The 16,985-nt window shown below is 71.4% G+C and carries 18 protein-coding genes and 1 pseudogene; 6 read left to right on the top strand and 13 right to left on the bottom strand.

Annotation, left to right across the window (positions count from 1 at the left end; all coding sequences use genetic code 11):
• Positions 1-12 precede the first annotated feature (12 nt).
• Entirely contained in the window at positions 13-1,077 is a 1,065-nt protein-coding gene (locus ACI2L1_RS04515) for a methyltransferase (protein WP_404737820.1), read from the top strand.
• A 77-nt stretch (positions 1,078-1,154) separates the two neighbouring features.
• On the opposite strand, the gene ACI2L1_RS04510 is transcribed toward ACI2L1_RS04515, so the two are convergent.
• The 10 genes from ACI2L1_RS04510 to ACI2L1_RS04465 all read right to left on the bottom strand — a co-directional run bounded on the left by ACI2L1_RS04510 (position 1,155) and on the right by ACI2L1_RS04465 (position 9,945).
• Positions 1,155-1,487, bottom strand: a complete 333-nt coding sequence (locus tag ACI2L1_RS04510) for a TcmI family type II polyketide cyclase (protein WP_404737819.1) — start codon at positions 1,485-1,487, stop codon at positions 1,155-1,157.
• A gap of 20 nt (positions 1,488-1,507) precedes the next feature.
• Complete coding sequence (locus ACI2L1_RS04505; protein WP_404737818.1) at positions 1,508-1,987, bottom strand: SRPBCC family protein; 480 nt, start codon at positions 1,985-1,987, stop codon at positions 1,508-1,510.
• A gap of 1 nt (position 1,988) precedes the next feature.
• Entirely contained in the window at positions 1,989-2,246 is a 258-nt protein-coding gene (locus ACI2L1_RS04500; protein ID WP_404737817.1) for an acyl carrier protein, read from the bottom strand.
• Between the two features lie 45 nt (positions 2,247-2,291).
• Positions 2,292-3,542, bottom strand: coding sequence for a beta-ketoacyl synthase N-terminal-like domain-containing protein (locus ACI2L1_RS04495; RefSeq protein WP_404737816.1), 1,251 nt, complete (start codon positions 3,540-3,542; stop codon positions 2,292-2,294).
• Positions 3,539-4,807, bottom strand: coding sequence for a beta-ketoacyl-[acyl-carrier-protein] synthase family protein (locus tag ACI2L1_RS04490; RefSeq protein ID WP_404737815.1), 1,269 nt, complete (start codon positions 4,805-4,807; stop codon positions 3,539-3,541). The genes ACI2L1_RS04495 and ACI2L1_RS04490 overlap by 4 nt, the downstream gene beginning before the upstream one ends.
• A complete protein-coding gene (locus tag ACI2L1_RS04485; RefSeq protein ID WP_404737814.1) occupies positions 4,804-5,259 on the bottom strand; it encodes a cupin domain-containing protein in 456 nt (151 codons plus the stop codon). Before ACI2L1_RS04485 ends, ACI2L1_RS04490 begins: the two co-directional genes overlap by 4 nt.
• A gap of 97 nt (positions 5,260-5,356) precedes the next feature.
• A complete protein-coding gene (locus ACI2L1_RS04480; protein WP_404737813.1) occupies positions 5,357-6,433 on the bottom strand; it encodes a SchA/CurD-like domain-containing protein in 1,077 nt (358 codons plus the stop codon).
• 202 nt (positions 6,434-6,635) lie between these two features.
• Positions 6,636-7,379 carry a class F sortase gene (locus ACI2L1_RS04475; protein WP_404737812.1) on the bottom strand — a complete coding sequence of 248 codons (744 nt, stop codon included), beginning with the start codon at positions 7,377-7,379 and terminating at the stop codon, positions 6,636-6,638.
• Between the two features lie 122 nt (positions 7,380-7,501).
• The gene (locus ACI2L1_RS04470; protein ID WP_404737811.1) at positions 7,502-8,044 is read right to left on the bottom strand and encodes a hypothetical protein; all 543 of its coding nucleotides are present in this window, start codon (positions 8,042-8,044) and stop codon (positions 7,502-7,504) included.
• 236 nt (positions 8,045-8,280) lie between these two features.
• Positions 8,281-9,945 carry an FAD-dependent oxidoreductase gene (locus ACI2L1_RS04465; protein ID WP_404737810.1) on the bottom strand — a complete coding sequence of 555 codons (1,665 nt, stop codon included), beginning with the start codon at positions 9,943-9,945 and terminating at the stop codon, positions 8,281-8,283.
• Between the two features lie 301 nt (positions 9,946-10,246).
• On the opposite strand from ACI2L1_RS04465, the gene ACI2L1_RS04460 reads away from it, so the two are divergent.
• From ACI2L1_RS04460 to ACI2L1_RS04450, 3 genes are all read left to right on the top strand, one after another.
• Entirely contained in the window at positions 10,247-10,852 is a 606-nt protein-coding gene (locus ACI2L1_RS04460) for a TetR/AcrR family transcriptional regulator (RefSeq protein ID WP_404737809.1), read from the top strand.
• A gap of 44 nt (positions 10,853-10,896) precedes the next feature.
• Complete coding sequence (locus ACI2L1_RS04455) at positions 10,897-11,856, top strand: DMT family transporter (RefSeq protein WP_404738114.1); 960 nt, start codon at positions 10,897-10,899, stop codon at positions 11,854-11,856.
• 141 nt (positions 11,857-11,997) lie between these two features.
• A complete protein-coding gene (locus tag ACI2L1_RS04450; protein WP_404737808.1) occupies positions 11,998-12,414 on the top strand; it encodes a hypothetical protein in 417 nt (138 codons plus the stop codon).
• Positions 12,415-12,583: 169 nt separating this feature from the next.
• Here the strand turns inward: ACI2L1_RS04450 and ACI2L1_RS04445 are convergent, their stop codons facing one another.
• The gene (locus ACI2L1_RS04445) at positions 12,584-13,240 is read right to left on the bottom strand and encodes a TetR/AcrR family transcriptional regulator (RefSeq protein ID WP_404737807.1); all 657 of its coding nucleotides are present in this window, start codon (positions 13,238-13,240) and stop codon (positions 12,584-12,586) included.
• Between the two features lie 106 nt (positions 13,241-13,346).
• Between ACI2L1_RS04445 and ACI2L1_RS04440 the strand changes: the two genes are divergently transcribed.
• Together ACI2L1_RS04440 and ACI2L1_RS04435 are read left to right on the top strand one after the other, a co-directional pair.
• Positions 13,347-14,378, top strand: a complete 1,032-nt coding sequence (locus ACI2L1_RS04440; RefSeq protein ID WP_404737806.1) for a medium chain dehydrogenase/reductase family protein — start codon at positions 13,347-13,349, stop codon at positions 14,376-14,378.
• Between the two features lie 101 nt (positions 14,379-14,479).
• Positions 14,480-14,755 (top strand): annotated as a pseudogene (locus tag ACI2L1_RS04435) (hypothetical protein); the annotation flags it as partial.
• 41 nt (positions 14,756-14,796) lie between these two features.
• Here ACI2L1_RS04435 and ACI2L1_RS04430 read toward each other — a convergent pair.
• Together ACI2L1_RS04430 and ACI2L1_RS04425 are read right to left on the bottom strand one after the other, a co-directional pair.
• The gene (locus ACI2L1_RS04430) at positions 14,797-15,147 is read right to left on the bottom strand and encodes a helix-turn-helix domain-containing protein (protein ID WP_404737805.1); all 351 of its coding nucleotides are present in this window, start codon (positions 15,145-15,147) and stop codon (positions 14,797-14,799) included.
• A gap of 219 nt (positions 15,148-15,366) precedes the next feature.
• Complete coding sequence (locus ACI2L1_RS04425) at positions 15,367-16,920, bottom strand: DEAD/DEAH box helicase (RefSeq protein ID WP_404737804.1); 1,554 nt, start codon at positions 16,918-16,920, stop codon at positions 15,367-15,369.
• Positions 16,921-16,985 lie beyond the last annotated feature (65 nt).

The following is a 16,985-nucleotide window of genomic DNA, read 5'->3' as shown; positions in this document are numbered from 1 at the left end:
GGAAGGCGACACATGACGACCGCACAGACGGCACAGGCCGCACAGCCGGCACCGGTCACCCAGGCCGCCCCGCCGCCCGCCATGCGGCTGAGGGAGCTCGTGTTCGGCGCGGCGTGCGCGGCCGCCCTCCGCGCCGCCGCCCGGCTCGGGGTCGCCGACGCCCTGGGCGACACCCCGCTTTCCGTGGAGGACCTCGCGGCGGCGGTGAAGACCGAGCCGAAGCCGCTACGACGGCTGCTGCGGGCCCTGGCCTGCTACGGCATCTTCGCCGAGCGTCCGGACGGCACGTTCACGCACACCGACATGTCCCGGCTGCTGCGCGAGGACGATCCCAACAGCCTGCGCGCCATCTCGCTGTGGTGCACCGAGCCGTGGACGTGGGACGCCTGGCCGAAGCTGGACGAAGCGGTGCGCTCCGGCCGGAACGTCGTCGAGGAGCTGTACGGGAAGGAGTTCTTCCAGTACCTCAACGAGGACGCCCCCGAGTCGGCCGACGTCTTCAACCGCGCCATGACGACCTCCAGCGTGCAGTCCGCGCGGGACGTCGCGCAGTTCCTCGATCTGACGGGGAGCGCGTCGGTCGCCGACATCGGCGGTGGCCAGGGGCATGTGGTGGCGAGCCTCCTTGAGAAGTACCCGTCGCTGCACGGCACCCTGCTCGACCTGCCGCGCGTGGTGGACAACGCCGACCCCCGACTACGGACGGGCGGCGCGCTCGCGGACCGGGTGCGTCTGATGCCCGGCGACTGCCGCGAGGCCGTCCCCGTCCGGGCCGACGTGTACATCATCAAGAACATCCTGGAGTGGGACGACGACAGCACGACCCGCACCCTGCGCAACGTCATCGAGGCGGGCGGCCCGGGAGCGCGGATCGTGGTCATCGAGAACCTCGTCGACGACACACCGTCGATGCGGTTCAGCACCGCGATGGACCTGCTGCTGCTCCTCAATGTCGGAGGGGCCAAGCACACCACCGAGAGCATGGTCGGCAGGCTGACGGCCGCGGGCCTGGTCATCGGTGACGTCAGCCCGGTCAATCCCTACCTGCACGCGTTCGACTGCACGGTCCCGGCGTGACCGCGTCCGCCGGACACGCGAGAGGTGCGTGTCCGGCGGAAGTCGGTCGAACAGCGGGCGTCCGTCCGGCGATCGGCTCAGGAGCCGGCGTCCCGCTCCCAGAGGTAGAAGCGTCGCGCCATCGCGTCCTTCGGCGAACGCCAGGTTTCCGGGTCGTACGCGCTGACGTACGCCGACAGCCGTTCACTGATGTCGCGGAACTCGGGGTGTCCGGCCACCTTCGCGATGGCCGGACCGGGGTCCCGCTCGGACTCGATGAGGTGCAGGTACACGTCGTCGAACTGGAAGAGACTGCGGCGGGCGACGCCCACGAGGTGCGGCAGCTCTCCTCGGTCCGACTCCTCGAACACCTTGGCGATGTCGAGGGCCGATTCCGGGGCCATACGGGCGACGATCAGGGACTGGTGCATCGTCCTGTCCTCCCTCGTGGTCAGTCGGACAGCACCGGCGCGGGCCGGCGTTCCCGGGCGGCCTGCTCGATACGGTCCCGGATCAGCTCCATCTGAACCTTGGAGTTCCGGTTGATGTTGTCGGTCATCCAGGCGTCGTCGACCGGGGCGTCCGGCTTCATCGCGAAGTCCTGGGTCCACACCATCCGGGTGCCCTCGGGCACCTCCTCGTACCGCCACACGATGTTCATGTGGGCGAAGGGCCCGGTCTCGACGCGGCGGGCCCGCACGGTGAGCGTGTCGCGGTCCGGCTCGCGTTCCGAGACCCAGCTCCACACCTTGCCGTTCTCATCCGGGTGCATGGTCAGCCGGAACGTGGTCCGGTTGCCCTCCTGGGAGAGGATCTCGGCGGCGGCGTACTCGCTGAACAGCCCAGGCCAGCCCGCGACATCGTTGGTGATCTCCCAGACCAGGTCGAGCGGCGCGGCGATGGTGATCTCGTTCTCTGTGTGTCCGGCCATGTCAGGCTCCCGCCAGAAGTGCGCTGTTGACAAGGTCGAGGAACATCCGGGGCGTCTTGCTCTTCTCCGCGTCGGGAGGCATCGCCGCGCCGTACCGGTTCTCCAGTTCGCCCACGATGCCGAGCAGAGCGAGCGAGTCGATGCCGAAGGTGTCGAAGCCGGAGTCGTACCCCTGCTGGAGTTCCTCCGGGGAGACGGCGACTCCAGCCGCCTTCTTCATCAGCTCGGACAGCTCTTCCACGGTGATGCGGTCACTCATACGGTTCCTCTCCTTGCTTGGTGACGGGTGCTCGCGAACGCCCCGCTACGAGGCGTCGCCGGCGCCGAGCCGCAGCACCAGCGCCGAGTTCGACCCCATGACTCCTCGGCTGAGGACCAGCGCCGTGCGCAGTTCGACGGCACGCGCCCGGGTGGTGACGAGGTCCAGGTCGTGGCAGATGTCGAAGACGTTGGGGGTGGGCGGGATCAGGCCGTGCTCCATCGCGAGCACCGCCGCGGCGACGTCCAGGACGGGCGCCGCGCTGTAGCCGCGGCCGAAGGCGGTCTTCGGCGCCGTGACCGGAACCCGGCCGGCCCGCGTGCCCAGGGCGTCCGCGATCGCCAGTGCCTCGGCACGGTCCGCCGCCGGTACGCCGAGCGCGTCGGCGAAGACCACGTCGATCTCCTCGGGGGCGCAGCCGGCCTGGTCCAGGGCGCCGCTGATCGCCTGGGCCAGCCCCTGGCGGGACTGCTCCCAACGGGAGGCGCCCGTGAACGTCGCCGCGTGGCCCGCCAGGGTGGCCCGCACCGGCACGCCCCGTTCCCGGGCCGAGGTCTCCGCCTCCACGACGAGCATGGCACCGCCCTCGGCGGGCACGAACCCGCAGGCCGTGGCGGTGAACGGGCGGTAGGCGCGGTCCGGTTCGTCGACCATGCTCAGCTCCTCGTAGCCGAGCTGGCAGACCATCGAGTAGGGGGCCAGCGGCGCCTCGGTCGCGCCGGCCACCATCACGTCGGTGCCCCGCCGTACGGCGTGTGCCGCATGTGCCAGGGCGTCAAGGCCGCCGGCCTCGTCGGAGGCGACCACACCGCAGGGGCCCTTGAAGCCGCGGCGGATGGAGATCTGGCCGGTGCTCGCGGCGTAGAACCAGGCGATCGACTGGTACGGCCCGACGAAGCGGCTGCCCTTGTCCCACAGCTTCTGGAGCTCCCGCTGCCCGAACTCGCCGCCGCCCGAACCCGCCGCGGTGACCACTCCCACGGAGAACGGCGCCTCGTCGGTGTCGGACCGGTCGAGGCCCGCGTCGTCGAGGGCCTGGTCGGCCGCGGCCATCGCGAAGTGCGTGAACCGGTCGGTCTGCACGAGGTAGCGCTCCTCGACGGCCGACGGCGGGTCGAAGTCCCGGACCTCGCCGGCCACTCGCAGCGGCAGGTCCCCGCAGCCTTCCCGGGTGATCCGGTCCAGGACGCAGATACCCTCCCTGGCGGACTTCCAGAAGGTCTTGGTGCTGGTTCCGTTGGGCGCGATCACACCGATTCCGGTGATGGCCGCGCGCCGAGGATGCGGCTCGCTCATCGTGTCTTCTCCCTCGGCAGGGTCAGGATCACCGCGGACTGGAAACCGCCGAACCCGCTGCCCACCGAGAGCACGTTCCGCAGCCGCCGCTCGCGGGCGACGCGCGGGACGTAGTCCAGGTCGCACTCGGGATCCGGGGTCTGGTAGTTCGCGGTGGGCGGGACGACCTGGTGGACCAGGGCCAGCGCGCAGGCGACGACCTCGATCGCCCCGATCGCGCCGAGGGAGTGGCCCACCATGGACTTGATGGAGCTCATGGGCGTGTCGTAGGCGTGCGCGCCCAGGACCCGTTTGACGGCGGCTGTCTCGTGCCGGTCGTTCTGCTGGGTGCCCGACCCGTGCGCGTTGACGTAGTCGATCGCCGTGGGGTCGAGCCGGGCCTGGTCGAGGGCGTCCTCGACGGCCCGGGCCATCTCCAGGCCCTCGGTGGTCAGACCGGTCATGTGGTAGGCGTTGCCGAAGGTGGCGTAGCCGCCGAGCTGGCAGTACACGTGCGCGCCGCGGGCCAGGGCGTGCTCCAGCTCCTCCAGGACGAGTACGGCGCCGCCCTCGCCCATGACGAACCCGTTGCGGTCGGCGTCGAAGGGGCGGGAGGCGTGGGCCGGGTCGTCGTTGTTGGGGGAGGTGGCCTTGATCGCGTCGAAGCAGGCCATGGTGATCGGGGAGATCGGCGAGTCCGAGGCGCCGGCTATGCACACGTCGGCCCGGCCCTCCTCGATCGCGTGGAAGGCGTACCCGACGGCGTCGAGTCCCGAGGTGCAGCCGGTGGAGACGGTCTGCACCGGCCCGCGCGCCTCGAAGCGTTCCGCGACCGTCGAGGCGAGCGTGCTGGGCGAGAACGCCCGGTGCAGGTGCGGGCCCGCCTCCTGGTGGTCCACGTCCCAGCGCTGCCCGTGGTGGCTGACGAGGACGTAGTCGTGCTCCAGCCGGGTGGTTCCGCCGACCGCGGTGCCCATGGAGACCCCGACCCGCCAGGGGTTCTCCGCGGCGAGGTCGAGGCCGGAGTCGCGTATCGCCTCCTCGCCCGCGACCAGCGCGAACTGGATGTACCGGTCGCACCGGGCGATCTGCTCCGCGTCCAGCCCGTGCGCCGCCGGGTCGAAGTCGCACTCGGCGGCGATCCGCGACCGCAGCCCGGACGGGTCGAAGAAGGTGATGCCCCGCGTCGCCGTACGGCCGTCCGACAGAAGGTCCCAGAACGCCGGGACACCGATGCTGCCCGGGGCGACGACACCCAGTCCGGTGACCGCCACGCGCCTGGTCATGAGCGGACCCGTGATCGCTCGGCCGCGGTGGCCACCTGGGCCGGCTCCGCCGTGATCGGTACGCCGTTCGCGTCCTCGGTGTCGACGTGTCCGAGCGGCGGGCTCGGGGCCAGCGGGCCGAGGTGGAAGACCAGGCGGGCCTCCACCTTGCCGACATTGCGGAAGCGGTGCCGCATGTGGGCGGGGATCAGGAGCCCCTGCTCGGGCTGGAGCGGGTGGGGCTCACCGTCGAGGTCCACCTCCAGCTGCCCGCAGACGACGTAGATGAACTCCTCGGAGTACGGGTGGTAGTGCTCGGCGATGCGGTCGCCGGGCTGCACGATGGCCACGCCCATGAAACCGCTGGTGGAGCCGACCGTGGTGGGGGTGAGCATGGCGCGCAGGTCGCCACCGCGCCGGGTGTTGGGCTCGACATCGCTGAGATCCACGATTCCGGGATGACGGTTGATCACGACGTTCCTCCGAACATGTGCTGCATCGACATGTGCTGCACCTACATGTGCTGCACCTACATGAGGGCGTGGCCGACACGACCCGGGTGACGGTGAATCAGGCGTCAGGTGAGCGACGGTCGGTCACGAGTTCCATGCCGGAGACCGCCTCGCCGTCCAGGAGCGCGGTCAGCTCGGCGGCGTGACTCGCATCGGTGTCGAGCCCGCCGCGCACGTCCACCAGCCGCACCACGATGTCGTCGCGCTGGAAGATCGTGCTGCGCAGCACCGGTGCGTGCGGATCGTCCGCCGCCGCCTCGTCCTGCCGGGCGAGCAGTTCGGCCAGCCGCATGCCCTGACCCTCGCGGGCCGGGTAGTACAACGCGTGCCGCACCGCGTCCGGACTCTCCTGACCCGCTGTCACATGGTGTACGGCGGGCAGGGCGGCGCGGGTGAAGAAGACCCGGGCGGACTCGGGATCGTCGAGGTCCCGGTCCTGCTCCAGATAGGGGTTGATGGCCTCCTCGACGGCCCGTACCGCGGGCTGCCGGGCGACGTGGCGCAGTGCGGCGAGCAGGTCGCCCCGCACCTCGATGGCCCGCACCACCCGGTTGCCGTGCATGAACAGGGAGGTGCGGCACAGCCGGGTGGTGTCGTCGACGCGCGGCTCGGGGGAGGCGTAGTCGGCGAGGATCTTCGCCACGGTCTCCTCGCTGCCCGGCTTGACGGTGAAGGTGAGCGCGTGCCGGATCAGGCCGTCACCGATCCTGGGGGACGCCTGGAGCCGGCGCTCTCCGGCCTTGGTGTCCACCGCGGGACCGCCGGTCTCGCGGACGATGTGGAAGCGCAGCGACCTGGTGTCCCGGACACAGCTGTGCAGGGGCTCCACCATCCGCACGTGTTCCTCGCTGTTCACCCAGGTCAGGAAGGGCGGGGCGCTCTCCCACTCGCTCGTGATCAGCCATTGGGAGGGGTTCTCGATGGACTGGCACAGCTGGTCGCTGACATGCCCGGGAACGGAGGCGACCTGGTTGCACAGCTGCTCGTAGGCCTCCAGGAACTGCTGCTGGGCCCCGTCGTAGACGTCGACCAGCAGGACGACACGGAGCCTGGAGCCGTCGAACACGGACTGGGAGACACGCTGCGACGCCTGTTGGGCAAGTGGTTTCGTGACACGTTCGGAGGTGGTGGTCATCCTGCGCACAACTCCTTGGTGGGGGGCGGACAGACGTCGGCCGCACGGGGGGTGACGCCGGCGTGCTCTCGATCCTGTGCCCGTCCTGTGAAGTGCGCGACTCGTATGCGCCGTGCGGGTGATCGACCGGTCGAACAGCAGGAACGGGCTCAGGAGAGCGGGACCGGCTCAGGAGCGGTGCTGGCTCAGGAGCGGTACCGGCTCAGGTGAGGTGGGCGAACACCACCAGGTTGTCCGTGTAGTCCTTGGCCGTATGGTCGTAGTCGCCCGCACAGGTGATGAGCCGGACCTGGGCCTGGGCCGTGTCGCCGTACACGCGCCGGCTGGGGAAGTTGTCCTTCTCGAAGGTCTCCGCGCTGTCGACCACGAAGGACGCCCGCCGCCCGTCGGCCCGTACGACGTGGAAGACGTCCCCCTTCTCCAGTTCCCGAAGGTTCGCGAAGACGGCCGCCGACGTCGCCGTGTCGACATGCCCGGCGATGATCGACGTGCCCGCCTCACCGGGGGAGGCGCCCTTGGCGTACCAGCCGACGAGGTTCGTGTCGGCGGCGGGAGGGGGCTGGAGCTGTCCCGTGCTGCCGATCGCGAGCTCCGTGAAGGGGGCGTCGACCGAGATCTTCGGAATGAGCAGGCGCACGGGCCTCGATCGCGGCAGATGCCTGCCCGGCGCGTTCGCCGTCGGTCGCTGCGCCGGATTCCCCGCCGCCGGGGACGACGCGGAGGCGGGTGGGGGTGCGGGTGCGGCCCGCGGTGGGGGGGCGGCGTCGTCGGGCGGTGAGTCGTTACCGCCGAACAGGCTCACGGCCAGCGCCAGGATCGCCACGGCGGCCAGTACGGGCTTGGTGTTGGATCCCCGCCCGTTCCGGGCCGGTTCATCGCCGCCGAGGCTGTTGAGGGGACGGCGGCTGCCGGGGTTGTCTACGGGGGGAGAGGGACGAACTGCCAACGGAATCAACCTCACCGGGGCACGGCGGCGAATCGGACGGGAGACGGGGCTCGGGGAGAACCGGCGGGGCCGCCACGCGGCACGCGCGTGGCGGCCTCAGCGGCTATCGCATCCGGCATGGGTCAGGCCACGCTTACGGCGGTCTTCTTACGACGCGCCGCGTACAGCCCGGTTCCGGCGACCGCCAGGACGGCGAGTCCGCCCGTGGTCATGCCCGGAGAGGCCAGCGCGCCGCCACCGGTGTGCATGCCGCCGCTGGGCTTGTCGTGGTGGCCGCTCCAGCCGCCGTCCTTCTGCTTCCCGCTGTGGTCCTTGTAGGTCTCCGGGTCGGCCTTGGGGTCCTTCGCGGTGCCCCAGTCGTCCGCGTTCACCGCGGTCAGCGCGCCGCCGCCGGTGTGCATGCCGCCGCTGGGCTTGTCGTGGTGGCCGCTCCAGCCGTCGTCCTTCTCCTTCCCGTTCACCGCGGTCAGCGCGCCGCCACCGGTGTGCATGCCACCGTGCGGCGAGTCGTGGTCGCTGCCCTTGCCGTGCTCCTTGCCGTGCTCCTTGCTGTGGGAGGAGTCCGCCTGGTCCCAGTCGTCTCCGGCCGCCCAGGCGCCGGGGGCGCCCAGAGCGAGGACGGTCGAAGCGGCCGCAGTGGCCAGAATCATGCGAGCAGAGCGCATCTGAGGTTCCTTCCGTCGGTGGCCGGGCAGCTGTTGCTTCGTCAGCTGATGTGGCCCGCCCCCGACGTGATCCACCGTCAGCCACATGACCTTCCCCCACCACTCAAGACGATCACACGGGTGAACCCGCGCGGGCTCGCGTCGGTCCCGAAGCCGGCTCGGCGGATCTGACAAACGTCTGACGCCACGTCAGGTGCGGTACCCGACGTGGCGTCTGGTCAGCGAATACGGGGAGGTCAGCCCAGTGACAGCAGCGTGGTGAGGACGTGCCGCAGCGTCGACTCGGCATCCTGGACCGGCTCCGACGACCGCCAGGCCACGAACCCGTCGGGCCGGACGAGTACGGCGCCTGCGGGCGTCGTACCGTGGGCGGCCGACCAGTCCGTGTCGCCCTCGGGAGTCAGCTCGGCATCGGGTCCCGCACCCATCCGGTACGAGGTCAGGGGGATGGACGTCTCCTCGCTGAGGCGGACGGCGGCCCGGTGCCAGCCACTAGGGTCGTCGGCGTCGCTGAGCAGGACGAACGACCGCTCGTAGAGGTCCAGGGTGGAGATCTGTTCACCTCGGTGACGTACCGCCATGTGGGGCGCTCTGCTGCCCGGTTCGCCGGACAGGTCGAGGCGTTCGGGGACGACCGGGGCCGTGGGGTCGGTGCCGACGACGGCGCCCTGCGGATAGCGGTAGCCGAGGGCCACGTTGAGGATGCCGCGCTGCGGGCCACCGCCACCGCCGCCCGCGCCGGGCTGCGGGGCGAAACCGGGATGGCTGTGCTCCACGGAGCGTGCGGCGGCCCGGGCGCTGGTCGCCTCCGCCACCGGGCGGCGCTCGGCGTCGTACGTGTCCAGCAGGCCCTGTCCGGCCCAGCCGCCGAGTACCGCGGCCAGCTTCCAGGCGAGGTTGTGCGCGTCCTGGATACCGGTGTTGGAGCCGAAGGCCCCGGTGGGGGACATCTCGTGGGCCGAGTCCCCGGCCAGCAGGACGCGGCCCGCACGGTAGCTCCGGGCGACCCGTTGGGCGGCGTGCCAGGGGGCCCTGCCGGTGATCTCCACGTCGAGGTCGGCCACCCCGACCGCGCGGCGGATGTGTTCGGCGCACCGCTCGTCGGTGAACTCCTCCAGGGTTTCCCCGTGTTCGGGGTGCCAGGGGGCGTGGAAGACCCAGTTCTCACGGTTGTCCACGGGCAGCAGGGCGCCGTCGGCTTCCGGGTCGGTCAGATAGCAGACGATGAAGCGGCGGTCGCCCACGACATCGGCGAGGCGGCGGGAGCGGAAGGTGATGCTGACGTTGCTGAACAGATCGCCGGGTCCGCTCTGTCCGATCCCGAGCTGCTCGCGGACGGGGCTGCGGGGGCCGTCGGCGGCGACCAGGTAGTCCGAGCGGATCGTGGTGTGCTCGCCGGTCTCCCGGCTCTTGACCACCGTGGTGACACCGGTGGGATCGCTGTCGAACGACAGCATTTCGGTGCCGTAGCGCAGGTCGCCGCCGAGCCGCTCGGCGTGGTCGAGCAGTACCGGCTCCAGGTCGTTCTGGCTGCACAGACACCATGAGCTGGGGCTGAAGCGGGCCAGTCCGCCGCCCGCGTCGATCTCCTTGAACAGCCACTCGCCCGCGTCACCCACGAGGGTGGGCGTCTGCAGGATCCCGTGGTTGTCGGCCAGCGTGGCGGCGGCCTCCCGGATTCCCTGCTCCACGCCGGCGGTCCGGAACAGCTCCATCGTGCGGACGTTGTTGCCGCGGCCGCGGGGGTGGATGGAGGTGCCGGTGTGACGTTCCACCATTGTGTGGCGTACGCCCAACCGGCCCAGGAACAGCGAGGTCGACAGGCCGACGAGGGAACCGCCGACGATGAGGACCGGGACCTGATGGGTTGTGAGGTCGGTTCGGTCGGCTCTCTGTTGCATAGCTCGCCTCCAGCGCGTCGGTCCGACGATCCGGCCGGGTCCGGCCGCGAGCTTCATGCATGCCCCACGCCACGGACGCAAGCGCAAGCTTCACCCGCTTAACCCGTCCGGTTCGCCGAGTCGGCGGGCGTCGGTCCTTTCCGGGGGGCTGCACGGGGGCTGCGCGGGGGGAGGCGTACGGGATGCGCAGGGGATGCCGAAGGGGAGGCGTACGGGACGCGCAGGGGATGTCGAACCTGGATCGCCGTACCGCACCTATCCGATAATATAGGTAGACCGACCTACCTAATCTGGGGAGTGAATGGGCGACACCACCGCGAGTGCGGCCGAGCAGGGGCGGCGGCGTCCCGCCCGGGCGCGGCTGCTGGCCGCCGCGGCCCGCCGCTTCTACGCCGACGGTGTGGCGGCGACCGGCATCGACACGATCACCGCCGACGCCGGCGTGGCGAAGATGAGCCTGTACAACAACTTCTCCTCCAAGGCCGATCTGGTCCGCGCCTACCTGGACGCCCGGCACGAGGAGTGGCTCGGGTTGTACCGGGCGCGGCTGGAGCGGACCCGGGGCCCGCGCGACGGCGTCCTGGCGGTCTTCGACGCCTACGCCGATCACGCGGCCTTCGCCGGTGAGCACGGCTTCCGGGGCTGCGGCCTGCTCAACGCCGCCGCCGAACTCCCGGCCGGGGACGAGGGCCGGGCCGTGGTCCGCGCCCACAAGGAGGAGGTGGAGCGCCTGATCGCCGGGCATCTGGAGCGACTGCTGCCCGCCCGCCCCGACGAGGCCCACGCGACGGCCGAGCACCTCGCCTTCCTGCTGGAGGGCGCGATGGCCCGCGCCGGCCTCGAAGGCGACGGCGAACGCCTCCAGCACGCCCGCTCCCTCGCGGCAGCCCTGCTGGACCGCCTGTGAACGGCGCGGGACACGGCCGGTTCGCCGGGACGGGGGCGCTGTGTGTGCTGGCGGCCTCCGTGCTGTGGGGAACGACGGGCACGGCCGCCACCTTCGCCCCGGGCGTGGGCCCGCTCGCGGTCGGCGCCGTCGCCATGGGCCTCGGCGGACTCCTCCAGGCCCTCGCCGCCGCCCGGCAGATCGCCCGCGACACCGGACGCCTGCGCGAGCAACGCGGCACCGTGCTCCTCGGCGCGGTCTCGGTGGCGGTCTATCCCCTGGCGTTCTACAGCTCCATGCATCTGGCCGGGGTGGCCACGGGCACCGTGGTCTCGATCGGCACCGCCCCGCTGGCCTCGACGATCATCGAACGCGTCCTGGACAACCGCCGGCTCACCCGCCGCTGGCTGCTCGCCGCCACCCTCGGCCTGCTCGGCACCGCCCTGCTGTGCCTCGCCCAGGCCGATCAGGCCACCCACACCACCCACACCCCTGACGGCACCGGGCGGACATCCGTGGCCGCCACGCTGCTCGGCGTCGCCCTGGGCCTGGTCGCCGCCGTGACCTATGCCCTCTACTCCTGGGCCGCGCACCGGCTCATCACCCGCCGGATTCCCTCCCGCGCGGCGATGGGGGCGGTCTTCGGGCTAGGCGGACTGCTCCTGCTCCCCGTCCTGCTGGTGACCGGCGGCCCGCTCGTCGCCTCCTGGTCCAACGCGGTGGTCGGTGCCTACATGGCGTTGGTCCCCATGTTCGCCGGCTATGTGCTGTTCGGCTGGGGACTCGCTCGCGTGCCCGCCAGCACCGCCACCACGCTGTCCCTGCTCGAACCGGCCGTGGCGGCCGTCCTCGCCGTCGTGATCGTCGGCGAACGCCTGTCAGCCGTCGGCTGGACCGGCCTGGCACTCATCGTCGCCTGTCTCACGGTTCTCACCGCCCCGACACTCACCGTCCGTCGTCGTCGGCGGCCCCCGACCGAGTCCGCCGCGGAACGTGCTGTCGTCGACGGCGGCTTCTCGGTCTGACGGGTGTAGCGGGCTACACCATGGGTCCGGGTGGCCGCTCCCTCGTGACGCGGGCCGCCGGACGGGATCGTGGACACCGGATCGAAGAGATCCGGAAACCCCGCACCGCGTCCCCCGCGTCCGCCCCGGAAGGCCACCGCCGTGAAGCACGTGAAGCCCGCCACCACCCCCTTCGCCGCCGTCAGGAAGTTCTTCGCCGACGTCCTCCTGTGGAGCACCTTCGCCGTGGGCCTCGCCACGAGCGCGGGCGGTGCGGGAGTCGTCTTCGACGGCACCGAGAAGACCGTCGCCACCGTCGTCGGAGGCATCGTCGCGCTCATCGCCGGCTCGCGGATCACGAAGAAGCCGAAGATCAAGGCGTTCCTGGGCCGACCGGGCACCCTCTGGTTCCTGTTCCTCTTCAACGGCGGCACCGCCGCGGCCATGTACTTCACCATGGACGGCGCGAAGGGCATCATCGGCGCGGCCTGCATGGGCCTGGTCTCGCTGGGCGCGGCGGGCGGTCTCGTCGCGAGCCGCCGCCACCGGGCGCCGACGACCGAGGCCGCGCGGTCGTAGCCGGTACGGCCCGACACCAGAGCCTGACCGCCACGGCGGCCGGGCTCTTCGTATCCCCCGTCCGACCGGGGTCCTCCGCCGCACTTCCAACGGAGCGCTCAGTCCCGACGCACGCGTACACCCGAGCCGTCCCGCTCCGGTGCCCGAGAACCACCCGGACTCCGGGGGCTCAGCCCGACGACGGGCCGCCCAGTGCGGCCAGTTCCGCGGCGAAGAGCTGCCCCGGGTCGAATCCCATCCCGGTGAAGTGGCCCGCGAGTTCGAGGGACAGCACGCCGTGCAGTCGGGTCCAGAAGGTCAGGGCCCGGTGGAGGACCGCGGGTGCGGCGGGGTGGCCGGCCGCCCAGTCCCGGTGGTCTTCGAGGTGGGTGCCGAAGGGACTCGCCGGGCCGTCCGGGGGCAGTGCGGCGCAGGCGTCGAGCAGGGGCGCCATGATCTCGGACGCGATCGCGGTGATGTCGTCGGGCGCGTGGTAGCCGGGGACGGGGGTGCCGTACATGAGGAAGTAGCGCTGGGGGTCGGCCAGGGCCCAGTCCCGTAGGGCGTGCGCAAGGCCGGTCAGGTCGGCACCGCTCTCCGCGGCCGCACGGAAGGTGTCGGCGAGGCTTCGGTACGCGTCCCTGACCAGCTCGGTGATCAGTTCGTCGCGGCCGCCGAAGTACCGGTACAGCGCGGGTCCGCTCATGCCCATCTGCTTGGCGATCGCGTTCAAAGAGAGCGCGGACGCACCCGCCGCGGCGATCTGCTCCCACGCGCGTTCCTTGATCTCCGCCCGCACCTGGGCGCGGTAGCGCTCGCGCGGGGTCTTCGCTTCCGAGTTCACCATTGTTAGAGGCTATCACTGAAGTTATTGACACTCTCGGATCTGTGGGGTTATAACTTCTAACGAACGCGAAGCCGCCTAACCCACTGACTCTGCGGAGGTTGTCGCCATGAACACCGAAGGACTCGTCGAGGTCGTCCTGCCGGGCAAGGTCGAACCGGAGGGACTGCGGATCCGGCACGGAGCCGTCCCCGCCGCGGGCCCCGGCCAGGTGGTGATCCGGATGGAGGCGACCGGCGTCTCCTTCGCCGAGCAGCAGATGCGCCGCGGCCGCTACTACGACCAGCCGGCGTTCCCCTTCGTGCCCGGATACGACCTCGTCGGCACCGTGCAGTCGACCGGCGAGGGCGTCGAGCCGGACCTGGCCGGCACCCGGGTGGCCGCGCTGCTCAAGGTGGGCGGCTGGGCCAGCCATGTGCTCGTCGACGCGGCGGACGTGGTGCCGGTGCCCGACGGGATCGGTGCCGCGGAGGCGGAGACCCTCGTCGTCAACGGCATCACCGCGTGGCAGATGCTGCACCGCAAGGCCCGCGTCCGGGCGGGCCAGACGGTCCTGGTCCACGGTGCCAACGGCGGTGTCGGCTCGGTCCTGGTCCAGCTCGCCCGGGCCGCCGGCGCCCACGTGATCGGCACGGCGTCGGTACGTCACCACGACGCCCTGCGGGACATGGGCGTCACCCCCGTCGACTACCGCACCGACGACATCACGGCGCGGGTCCGCGCGCTCGCCCCCGGCGGGGTGGACGCCGTCTTCGACCACGTCGGCGGCCGCGGCATCGTCGACTCCTGGCACCTGCTCGCTCCCGGCGGCACCCTCGTCTCGTACGGCAGCGCCGCCACCCGGGACGACGAGGGCTCCAAGCAGTGGCCCGTGCTGAAGCTGCTCGGCCGGGTGTGGTGGTGGAACGCCCTGCCCAACCGCCGCCGCGCGTACTTCTTCAACATCTGGGCCGGCCGGGCCCTGGCCAAGGACCGCTTCCGGTCCCGGCTCCGCGCCGACCTCACCCAGGTCTTCACCGCCCTCCAGCGCGGAGAGGTCAGCGCCAGGATCGCCGCCCGGCTGCCCCTCACCCGCGCCGCCGAAGCCCTGCGGCTGGCCGAGTCCGGCACCGTCGCCGGCAAGGTCGTCCTGAACCCTTGACGCCCGCCCTCTCCTGCCCGAGGGCAGGAGATTCCGGTCCGTGCCTCTTAGGGGTACCGCCTTGTGTTCCTGTTTCACAGGCCACTACCGACCGGTGAGGGTCGGTGCTCACCATCACCTCCACCGTCCGGGAGCTCCAGCACCACCGGTGCATTCTGTGGAGCGGACCCGCGATCGGGGACGGACTGCGCATCGACGAGGGCGTCCACCTGTGGACCTTCAGCAAGGTCAGGGGCGGAGTGCGGGTCCACACCGAGGAGGCCTGGACCGGTGCCCAGGTCGAAACGGACGTCCCCACCACGACCGAGGCACTGGGCGCGGGCCTCGAAGCATGGCTGCGTGATCTGAAGAACACCGCCGAGGGGCGCATTCGGTGAGGCGACGACGCCTGCGCGAGCGTACGGCCCGCGTCTGACGGTCAGTTCGAACCGGGACCGGACCTCTCGGACGCCGCGTTCGCCGCACGGCGGTACTCGGCGTTGATGCGCTGAGCTTCCTCAAGCTGGTCCTCAAGGATGACGATGCGGCAGGCAGCCTCGATCGGGGTTCCCTTGTCGACGAGTTCGCGGGCGCGAGCGGCGATCCGCAGTTGATAGCGGGAGTACCGGCGATGTCCGCCCTCCGAGCGCAACGGGGTGATCAGACGAGCCTCGCCGAGGGCCCGGAGGAACGCGGGGGTGGTGCCGAGCATTTCGGCGGCCCGGCCCATCGTGTACGCGGGGTAGTCGTCGTCGTCCAGTCGATCGCTGAGCGGATTGTCTGCTGCCATGTCACCTCGTAGTGCAACGCGTCGAAGGGCCCGGATGCCGTACGGCACCGGGGCCCCGGAGGGAATTCAACACCATCTGTCGGCCCTCGCGCTGCGCCGACCTTCTGTTTCCGCTGCCCGGCAGCTCGTGTCCGCCGGGTCTCACTCGACCGTGTCCACGAGAGAGAGGGCCCTGCCGACGTACGTCGGCAGGGCCCTCGATGGGTCTCTGGTCGCGGTTCAGGCAGCCGAGCCGGATCCGGAGCCGGTCCGTCGCTGCCCCCTGCGCCGCGCCGCTTCACCGGCGGGCCGGCCCTGGCCGCCGCCGGGCTGGCTGCCCTGGCCCCGGCGCCCGCGACGGCCGCGGGACGGCGAGGAAGAGCTCGCGCGGGGACGCTCCGCCTCCGGCGCGGTGATGACGACCGGGACCCCGGAAGGGGCCTGCGCGCCGGTGATACGGCTCAACTCGGCCTCCCCCGACCGCACCTGGGCGATCTGGGGGGTGATGCCCGCCGTGGCCATCAGCCGGCTCATCTCGCGACGCTGGTCGGGCGTCACCAGGGTCACGACGCTGCCGGACTCGCCGGCACGGGCCGTACGACCGCCGCGGTGCAGGTAGTCCTTGTGGTCGGTGGGCGGATCCACGTTGACGACCAGGTCGAGGTCGTCGACATGGATACCGCGCGCCGCGACGTTGGTCGCCACCAGGACCGTCACATGCCCGGTCTTGAACTGGGCCAGGGTCCGGGTGCGCTGCGGCTGGGACTTGCCGCCGTGCAGGGCCGCGGCCCGGACACCGCTGCTCAGCAGGTGCTTGGTCAGCCGGTCCACCGCGTGCTTGGTGTCGAGGAACATGATCACCCGGCCGTCGCGGGCCGCGATCTCGGTGGTCGTCCGGTGCTTGTCGGCATCGTGCACATGGAGAATGTGGTGCTCCATCGTGGTGACCGCGCCGGCGGAGGGGTCGACCGAGTGGACGACGGGGTCGTGCAGGTAGTTCCGCACCAGCCGGTCGACGTTGCGGTCCAGGGTGGCCGAGAAGAGCATCCGCTGCCCCCCGGGACGCACCTGGTCGAGCAGGGCGGTGACCTGGGGCATGAAGCCCATGTCGGCCATCTGGTCGGCCTCGTCGAGGACCGTGATGCCGACCTCGTCCAGTCGGCAGTCGCCCCGCTCGATGAGGTCCTTGAGCCGCCCGGGCGTCGCGACGACCACCTCGGCCCCGGCGCGCAGCGCACCGGCCTGCCTGCCGATGGACATCCCGCCGACGACGGTGGCGAGCCGCAGGCTCAGGGAACGGGCGTACGGCGTGAGCGCGTCGGTGACCTGCTGGGCGAGCTCGCGGGTGGGGACGAGGACGAGGACGAGCGGCTGCCGCGGCTCGGCCCGCCGTCCCGCCGTACGGGCGAGTGCGGCGAGGCCGAAGGCGAGGGTCTTGCCGGAGCCGGTGCGGCCACGGCCGAGTACGTCACGACCGGCCAGGGAGTTCGGCAGGGTCGCCCCCTGGATCGGGAACGGTACGGTCACGCCTTCGCGGCCGAGCGTGGCCAACAGCTGCGCGGGCATGGCGAGATCGGCGAACGACTCGACGGGGGGCAGCGCGGGCGTGATCGTCTTCGGCGGCGCGAACTCGCCCTGCACGGCCGGTCGCTTGCCGGAGGACTTGGAACGGCGCGGAGCGCCGATGCGGTCGGCGCCGGTGCGACCGTTGCCCGTGCGGCCGGCGGCACTGCGGTTGGAGGCAGTGCCTCCACCGCGGCGGTCATGGGTGCTGCTGGTACGCCTGCGATTCATTCAGAACTCTCCTTGATACGGGCGCGTAGCAAGGAATTCCCGCAGCAGACGAGCGGCGCAGAGAA

The organism is Streptomyces sp. NPDC019531 (assembly GCF_044903305.1).
Classification (GTDB): domain Bacteria; phylum Actinomycetota; class Actinomycetes; order Streptomycetales; family Streptomycetaceae; genus Streptomyces.
Note: the sequence above shows the minus strand (reverse complement) of the source record. Positions and strands in the feature narration are given on the sequence as shown.

What these genes read in the sequence shown, in the direction of transcription:
- ACI2L1_RS04515 (WP_404737820.1), top strand. Translation starts at nt 13, where the DNA reads ATGACGACCGCACAGACGGCACAGGCCGCACAGCCGGCACCGGTCACC.
- ACI2L1_RS04510 (WP_404737819.1), bottom strand. Translation starts at nt 1,487, where the DNA reads ATGCACCAGTCCCTGATCGTCGCCCGTATGGCCCCGGAATCGGCCCTC.
- ACI2L1_RS04505 (WP_404737818.1), bottom strand. Translation starts at nt 1,987, where the DNA reads ATGGCCGGACACACAGAGAACGAGATCACCATCGCCGCGCCGCTCGAC.
- ACI2L1_RS04500 (WP_404737817.1), bottom strand. Translation starts at nt 2,246, where the DNA reads ATGAGTGACCGCATCACCGTGGAAGAGCTGTCCGAGCTGATGAAGAAG.
- ACI2L1_RS04495 (WP_404737816.1), bottom strand. Translation starts at nt 3,542, where the DNA reads ATGAGCGAGCCGCATCCTCGGCGCGCGGCCATCACCGGAATCGGTGTG.
- ACI2L1_RS04490 (WP_404737815.1), bottom strand. Translation starts at nt 4,807, where the DNA reads ATGACCAGGCGCGTGGCGGTCACCGGACTGGGTGTCGTCGCCCCGGGC.
- ACI2L1_RS04480 (WP_404737813.1), bottom strand. Translation starts at nt 6,433, where the DNA reads ATGACCACCACCTCCGAACGTGTCACGAAACCACTTGCCCAACAGGCG.
- ACI2L1_RS04470 (WP_404737811.1), bottom strand. Translation starts at nt 8,044, where the DNA reads ATGCGCTCTGCTCGCATGATTCTGGCCACTGCGGCCGCTTCGACCGTC.
- ACI2L1_RS04465 (WP_404737810.1), bottom strand. Translation starts at nt 9,945, where the DNA reads ATGCAACAGAGAGCCGACCGAACCGACCTCACAACCCATCAGGTCCCG.
- ACI2L1_RS04460 (WP_404737809.1), top strand. Translation starts at nt 10,247, where the DNA reads ATGGGCGACACCACCGCGAGTGCGGCCGAGCAGGGGCGGCGGCGTCCC.
- ACI2L1_RS04445 (WP_404737807.1), bottom strand. Translation starts at nt 13,240, where the DNA reads ATGGTGAACTCGGAAGCGAAGACCCCGCGCGAGCGCTACCGCGCCCAG.
- ACI2L1_RS04440 (WP_404737806.1), top strand. Translation starts at nt 13,347, where the DNA reads ATGAACACCGAAGGACTCGTCGAGGTCGTCCTGCCGGGCAAGGTCGAA.
- ACI2L1_RS04430 (WP_404737805.1), bottom strand. Translation starts at nt 15,147, where the DNA reads ATGGCAGCAGACAATCCGCTCAGCGATCGACTGGACGACGACGACTAC.
- ACI2L1_RS04425 (WP_404737804.1), bottom strand. Translation starts at nt 16,920, where the DNA reads ATGAATCGCAGGCGTACCAGCAGCACCCATGACCGCCGCGGTGGAGGC.